The organism is Polynucleobacter sp. MWH-Adler-W8 (genome assembly GCF_001889925.1).
In the GTDB taxonomy this organism is placed as follows: Bacteria; Pseudomonadota; Gammaproteobacteria; order Burkholderiales; family Burkholderiaceae; genus Polynucleobacter.
This window is the reverse complement of sequence record NZ_LZFI01000021.1, coordinates 1-5,909: the sequence shown is the minus strand read 5'-3', so window position 1 is coordinate 5,909 and position 5,909 is coordinate 1. Positions and strand designations below refer to the sequence as shown.

Here is a 5,909-nt window from a genome sequence, read left to right as displayed (position 1 = left end):
TCGTAATATCAGCACTCGCTCCATTTTTAAGTGTTCCTAATAATGGATCTCGATTGATGATTTTCCCTGGGTGACTCGTTGTCATGGCAATAACTTCATTTATAGTAAATCCAAGAGTCAAAAACTTGCTCATCACATTCGGAAGATAGGGAATACTAGGGGAGTTACCGCTATAGGCATGAAGATCGCTTGAAATAGTGTTTGGGATTAGGCCTTGCTGTATTGCTGGCTCAGCGATAGTGAAATCGAAGCTTCCGCCACCATGACCAACATCAATAATGACGCCTCGCTTCTTGGCCTCCAATGCTGCAGCAATGAGCTTGCCATTTTGTACCGTATTGTTGCCGGCGCCGCTGTATGCGTGCGTCAAAATATCACCAGGTCGTAGAGTATCAAGTAAGACGCTTAAGTCTCCAGGCGCATTTCCAATATGGCACATGACTCTAGCTCCCTTGACTCCAGAGCGCTCTGCAGCAAGAACGGCCCTGCGAAGAGGTTCGATGCCATTTTCCCCAACAACATCAAGAGATTCTCTAACTTTGATTCCTAACAGGATGTCAGTATTTTCATTGAGTGTTCGGGCTGCTAGATCAATATTTGCATACTCCATATTCTTCATTTCGCCAACAGGAAATCCCGCAAGTCCAATTGATGAAATATGGAGAAAGGCGTACATACGACTTCTTGCCTGTGCTGCAATGTAATGTTTAAAAGCTGAAAAATTATTTGCGCCTGCATCACCTGCATCAACAAAGGTTGTTGTCCCAGTAAGATAAACCAATTCATCTGCCGGTAATCCTATTGCAGATACTTGAGGGTAGCAATGTGCATGAAGGTCAATTAGTCCTGGTGTGATGATTTTGCCGCTTGCATTGATGGTTTGCGCTGATTTTTTAGTCAGCTGAGGTTTGATTTCAACAATTTTTTGATTACGTATTCCAATATCAGCAATTTGGTCGAATTTTTGGGAGGGATCAATGACTCTGCCGCCAGTAATTATCAAGTCATACCCATCTATGGGGCCAAGGCCTTGCTGCCCAAATGAATCGATTGGATTAATTAACAAGGGTGCAGAAGCAATGCCTAAAATATTTTGCAGGGCGCTACGGCGCTTTGGATTCATTATCAACTCCTATGACAATTTAAATTTACCGATTCTTTGAAGTAACATGCTTTTCAATCCAAGTACTCAGTAATGAAGCCAGCTCAATTGAATTATTATCTTGCATCAACATATGCGTATTTCCTTTTATGCCGATTTCGGGTAGCACGAGTAATTCAGCTTTGCCGCCTTGCGCATTGACTTTAGTAACAAATTCTCGGCAAGCTTTTAATCGCGGAGCCCATCTAGTTGATAACTCAACAAAATCCCCAAACATGACCAGTGAGGGTATTTTTAAGTAAGGCGTTAAATCAGAATCTGCTGAGGGACATGCTGCCGGCTCAATAGAAATGATACCTGCAATACCTTCGTTACTAATTTTGGCAGAATTAAATGGAAAAATACCAGATTGTGAATGGCTTATCAACACAGTTTTTTTGAGCTCTTTTGATAGCGTTGACAATGCTATTGGTGTAGCGTTGGGTTCCTCGAGGCCATAGTACCAGTCGGCTACCATCTGTTGCCAAAGGCCTTTTTGTGCGGCAATGGGAAATCTTTGGTTCTCAAACGTCTTTGGATATTCAGCACCAAAGCGAAAGATTTGCCAGGCGCCCTCATGGCTAGCGGCAATTACAGTCGGCAATTTTTCAGGTGGCACTTGATTGGTTTTAACCGCATTGATTTGAGAGGCAGAATTGACTGCAGAGCGGCCACGTCCAACTTGATCAATGACATAGGTTGGAAAGCCCCTGCGGACAAAGTATTCGTTCCACCCCATGCGATTATCTGGAGTTGATTCCCAGGTCTTGCCTGTTAGGCAGCAACCATGTATCAGGACGATGGAGGTCGACTTGGCTTTAACGGGAATTTGATATGCCACATACATCTGATCTAGAGTGATCGTTCCTTTGGAGCCAAAGGCTGGCATGGTTGATAGGGTATCAGATGTGACATCTTGACCGCCAACAAAGAAGCTTCCCTGCTTGTTAATAATGAGCGGTGCTTTTAGAGCTGATTCTGAAAGGGGTGTTATTGGGTAGTTTTGGGAAAATGCGGACTGTGCAATACAAGCGCTCGCTATTAGTATTAAGAAACGTGTCACATATACATTGATCTTCATTAAATCTCCTTTTTTAGTTTTAACTTAATTGAATGGTTCCTATATCTGAAACATCCTTATATTTTTTCTTCGCGTTATTACGATATAGCACGTCAGAGGGTTTGGGGTTAGTACTAGTTTATCCATTGAATTGGTAACCGGATATTTTTGTGCGCTGCATTAAATTTATGCTGGGGTTAAAAAATACTACATGCTATTCTTGTTCAAAATTAATACAACAAGGAGACCGATATGCGATATCAAAAAAATCTAATTAATAAGTTACTTGTAGCAAGCTTTTTCATTAGCAGCTTAGCGATTGCACAAAACATTCCAACAGCAAAGCCTGAGGATGTTGGCATGTCATCTGCGAGATTAAAAAATGTAAAGGCTTCCTTGCAGGCTGAAGTCGATAAGGGCAATATTCCAGGTGCAGTCGTGATGATCAATCGCAAGGGGAAGTTGGTTTACTCCGAGGTTGTGGGGTATCAAGATAAAAGCGCCAATAAGGCAATGAGTAAGGATTCAATTTTCCGAATTTACTCAATGACTAAGCCGCTTGCTTCAGTTGCCGCTATGATCTTGGTAGGGGAAGGTAAGATGCAGTTGGCCGATCCAATCTCTAAGTTCATGCCTGAGTTTGCCAATATGCAAGTTAGCGTAGGAACAAAAGATAGTGGTGGCAATATGGAATACTCCTTAGTGCCTGCAGCAAAGCCAATCACCGTACAGGATCTATTGCGCCACACATCAGGAATTGGCTACCCAGAAATTACTTCCAATCCCAATATCAAGAAGGCATATACGGATGCTGGTCTTTATGTGGCAGGCGGTACTGACTATGATCAACGTCGTGTAACCCCACAGGAAATGATTGCGGGTATTGCAAAGGCGCCTTTAAGTACGCAGCCTGGTACTAATTGGGAATATGGCATGTCGGTGGACTTATTGGGTCGTGTGGTTGAGGTTGTTTCTGGAAAGCGTTTAGGTGATTTTTTACAGGATCGTGTATTTACACCTTTGCAGATGAAGGACACTGCATTTTCTGTCCCTGCGGATAAGAAGTCACGTATTGCTGAGCCTTTTGCTACGGACCCATTTAATAAGGCTCCAATTAAATTGTTGGATGTCACCATCAAGCCAAACAATGACTCTGGTGGCGCAGGAGCAGCGGGTACTGCTGGCGACTATCTGAACTTTGCTAGCATGATGCTTAACGGTGGCGAATTAAATGGTCAAAGAATTTTGTCGCCCATGACAGTTAATTTGATGGCATCAGATATGCTGGGTAATAGAACAACCGTTCCGCTTTCGCCCGGTCAATTGCTGATGGGTGTTGATGGCTACACCTTTGGTCTGGGCTTTATGGTTCGCCAAGGTCAGGGTCTAGCATCTGTTGATGGCTCTCCAGGTGAATATATGTGGGCTGGCGCTGCAGGTACTTTCTTCTGGATTGATCCAAAAGAGCAATTAGCAGTGGTAGTCATGAGTCAAGTTCCAGGCCCTATTCGTCCTTACTACCGTCGGATGATCAAGCAGCTCGTTTCATCTGCCGTTATTAAGTAACTTAAGCTTTTATATAAAACCCTCATCAGCAATGGTGGGGGTTTTGTCTTTTGAGCGTTACTTAAAGTAACGCTTATTAATTCATAAAAAATTCTTTGGAGCAACGAAGTACTAGATGGTTGCTCCAAAAATCCTGTGGTTTGGAAAACCAAAGACCGAGAGATCACTTCCTATAAATCCACGAATTTGCTTACACATTTGCTTACATACCGACACTGACCACCCGCAGAGTATAAGACTTTAATTGACCTGGCTATCACTAAGCGCAAGTTTAAGCATTGATGAATTTAAAAGATGTGTTTAAATGCAATCATCTAGGTCAATATCTTACTAAATAAAGGGTAACCAGTGAACAACAGGGCAATTGAAATCAGAGATAAATTAGCAAAAATATATTTTATATTTGGTGCTATTTTTATTGCTATTTTTTCAACAATATCACTTTTAGCGTTATTTTTTTCAGCTCTAAATTTTTAGAAATAGGCTAAAAATTAGGCCCTTTAGTGACCAAGGTTTGTGACAGCAAACAATTACTGAGCACAACCCCCCCCTGAGCTAGAGATTAATATTAATCGCTGGAGTTTGCTGGAAATCTGCTCGAGGCATAGCGAACTAGGGCATTTGCAAGGGCCAAAATTAGGATTGTGACTCCTAGAATTAAGATTTGCACATCAGCCTCATGCTTTGTATTTGCTAAATCAATAATCAGTCTTGTCACTGCAGTTATGGCAACGTAAATTAAGAATCTTACTGGCATGTGATTGGTCTTAAAGTAAATTCCGACCATTGCACCAATTTCTAAAAAAATAAATAGCAATAAAAGATCTTCAATAGAAGCGGTACCCTTGTTGATTATCCCTAAAAAAGTATGAACCCCTGACCATACTGTTGCAGCCCCAATTCCAAACAATGCAATACGATGAAATAAAGAGACAAATAAATTCCCAATAGGGTCAGAGATTTTCTCCAAGGCGATTTCATGCTTAGAACTTTTATTTGTTGGCTTGGGTGACATATTTATTTTGGTAGTTTTCTATGCTATTTGATTAATTCTATTCTGAGAATTAAAAAAACAAAAGAGCATTAGATCCTCTAGATTCGGCGATTTCTATCAAACTTCTGATTTCGTACAGAAACCACTTGAAGCTTACATGGATGAAAGGATTATTTTTTTACTAGAATATCTTAGAAAGCCCCTCGTCAGCAATATTTAGAACATCCTCGGCCGTATTCGCTAATTTACCTATACCATTTACTTCAACAAGAAAATATTTCAGTTGATGAATATAAATTCGCGCGCTAAAACTGTCCCTCTCATTGGAAAGAATTAAATCCAGATAAGCCTCATTCGAATTTGTGTCATATTTTTCCGTCAAACCTGAGGACGTAGCAATGGAGCTATTTTGCTTACTCAATTCTCTAAGCTTATCTATTAACTTCGTTACTAAGATGACATACTGAGCATGTAGCGCAGGATTAGTAAACGCCAAATCATCAACTGTGATTGTATGTAATGTTTGTAGTGCCATTTTGAGCCTTACTAGATACTGATTAATTTAATGCCATCTATTCTTTTTATTACCGTGGTTTAAATTTCTAATTGAGCCTAAATTGCTAAGCTGGCGATATTGGCATTTATATTTACTTGATATATGATCAAACCGTAGTGATATATTCATGTTAAACACGATAGGAGTCAAGATGAAAACTACTAGGCGTACTTTTATGACAATATCTATTGCTGGCGTTACGGCATTAGCTTTAAATAAGCATGCTCAAGCCCAGGCAATGCTCTCTCCTGCTGATCCTCAGGCTGCTGCACTTGGCTACAATCCAGACGCATCTAAGGTGGATAAGGCTAAATTTCCAAAGTATGCCGCTCCACAGGCTTGTGGAAACTGCGCTCTTTATCAAGGTGGCGCTGCAGCAACTGGCGGTTGCCCTTTGTATCCTGGAAAGCAAGTGTCTATTAAGGGCTGGTGCTCTGCATACAATAAAAAAGCATAGGTCAAGCCTTTGCTGGCCTCATTAAAGGGGTGCACATATCTCTGAATGCAAGGTTATTGACTTTATGCCAATAAATCTTAGAATGAATTTTGAAGTCCCTATTTTTCCAACTTTTCGCCCCATGTGGGCGATTTT

Annotated in this window: 6 protein-coding genes; 2 read left to right on the top strand and 4 right to left on the bottom strand. The window is 41.0% G+C overall.

What is annotated here, in order from left to right; all coding sequences use genetic code 11:
• Positions 1-1,123, bottom strand: a 1,123-nt coding sequence (locus AOC28_RS11220; protein WP_072584066.1) for an amidohydrolase/deacetylase family metallohydrolase, incomplete at its 3' end; no start/stop codon positions are given.
• Between the two features lie 25 nt (positions 1,124-1,148).
• Positions 1,149-2,222, bottom strand: a complete 1,074-nt coding sequence (locus tag AOC28_RS11215; protein WP_072584065.1) for an esterase — start codon at positions 2,220-2,222, stop codon at positions 1,149-1,151.
• 231 nt (positions 2,223-2,453) lie between these two features.
• On the opposite strand from AOC28_RS11215, the gene AOC28_RS11210 reads away from it, so the two are divergent.
• Positions 2,454-3,767 carry a serine hydrolase domain-containing protein gene (locus tag AOC28_RS11210; RefSeq protein WP_083564309.1) on the top strand — a complete coding sequence of 438 codons (1,314 nt, stop codon included), beginning with the start codon at positions 2,454-2,456 and terminating at the stop codon, positions 3,765-3,767.
• Positions 3,768-4,335: 568 nt separating this feature from the next.
• Here AOC28_RS11210 and AOC28_RS11205 read toward each other — a convergent pair.
• Positions 4,336-4,782, bottom strand: a complete 447-nt coding sequence (locus AOC28_RS11205; RefSeq protein ID WP_072584064.1) for a phosphate-starvation-inducible PsiE family protein — start codon at positions 4,780-4,782, stop codon at positions 4,336-4,338.
• 160 nt (positions 4,783-4,942) lie between these two features.
• The gene (locus tag AOC28_RS11200) at positions 4,943-5,296 is read right to left on the bottom strand and encodes a hypothetical protein (protein WP_072584063.1); all 354 of its coding nucleotides are present in this window, start codon (positions 5,294-5,296) and stop codon (positions 4,943-4,945) included.
• 172 nt (positions 5,297-5,468) lie between these two features.
• Between AOC28_RS11200 and AOC28_RS11195 the strand changes: the two genes are divergently transcribed.
• A complete protein-coding gene (locus AOC28_RS11195; RefSeq protein WP_072584062.1) occupies positions 5,469-5,774 on the top strand; it encodes a high-potential iron-sulfur protein in 306 nt (101 codons plus the stop codon).
• Positions 5,775-5,909: the final 135 nt, after the last annotated feature.

What these genes read in the sequence shown, in the direction of transcription:
- AOC28_RS11215 (WP_072584065.1), bottom strand. Translation starts at nt 2,222, where the DNA reads ATGAAGATCAATGTATATGTGACACGTTTCTTAATACTAATAGCGAGC.
- AOC28_RS11210 (WP_083564309.1), top strand. Translation starts at nt 2,454, where the DNA reads ATGCGATATCAAAAAAATCTAATTAATAAGTTACTTGTAGCAAGCTTT.
- AOC28_RS11205 (WP_072584064.1), bottom strand. Translation starts at nt 4,782, where the DNA reads ATGTCACCCAAGCCAACAAATAAAAGTTCTAAGCATGAAATCGCCTTG.
- AOC28_RS11200 (WP_072584063.1), bottom strand. Translation starts at nt 5,296, where the DNA reads ATGGCACTACAAACATTACATACAATCACAGTTGATGATTTGGCGTTT.
- AOC28_RS11195 (WP_072584062.1), top strand. Translation starts at nt 5,469, where the DNA reads ATGAAAACTACTAGGCGTACTTTTATGACAATATCTATTGCTGGCGTT.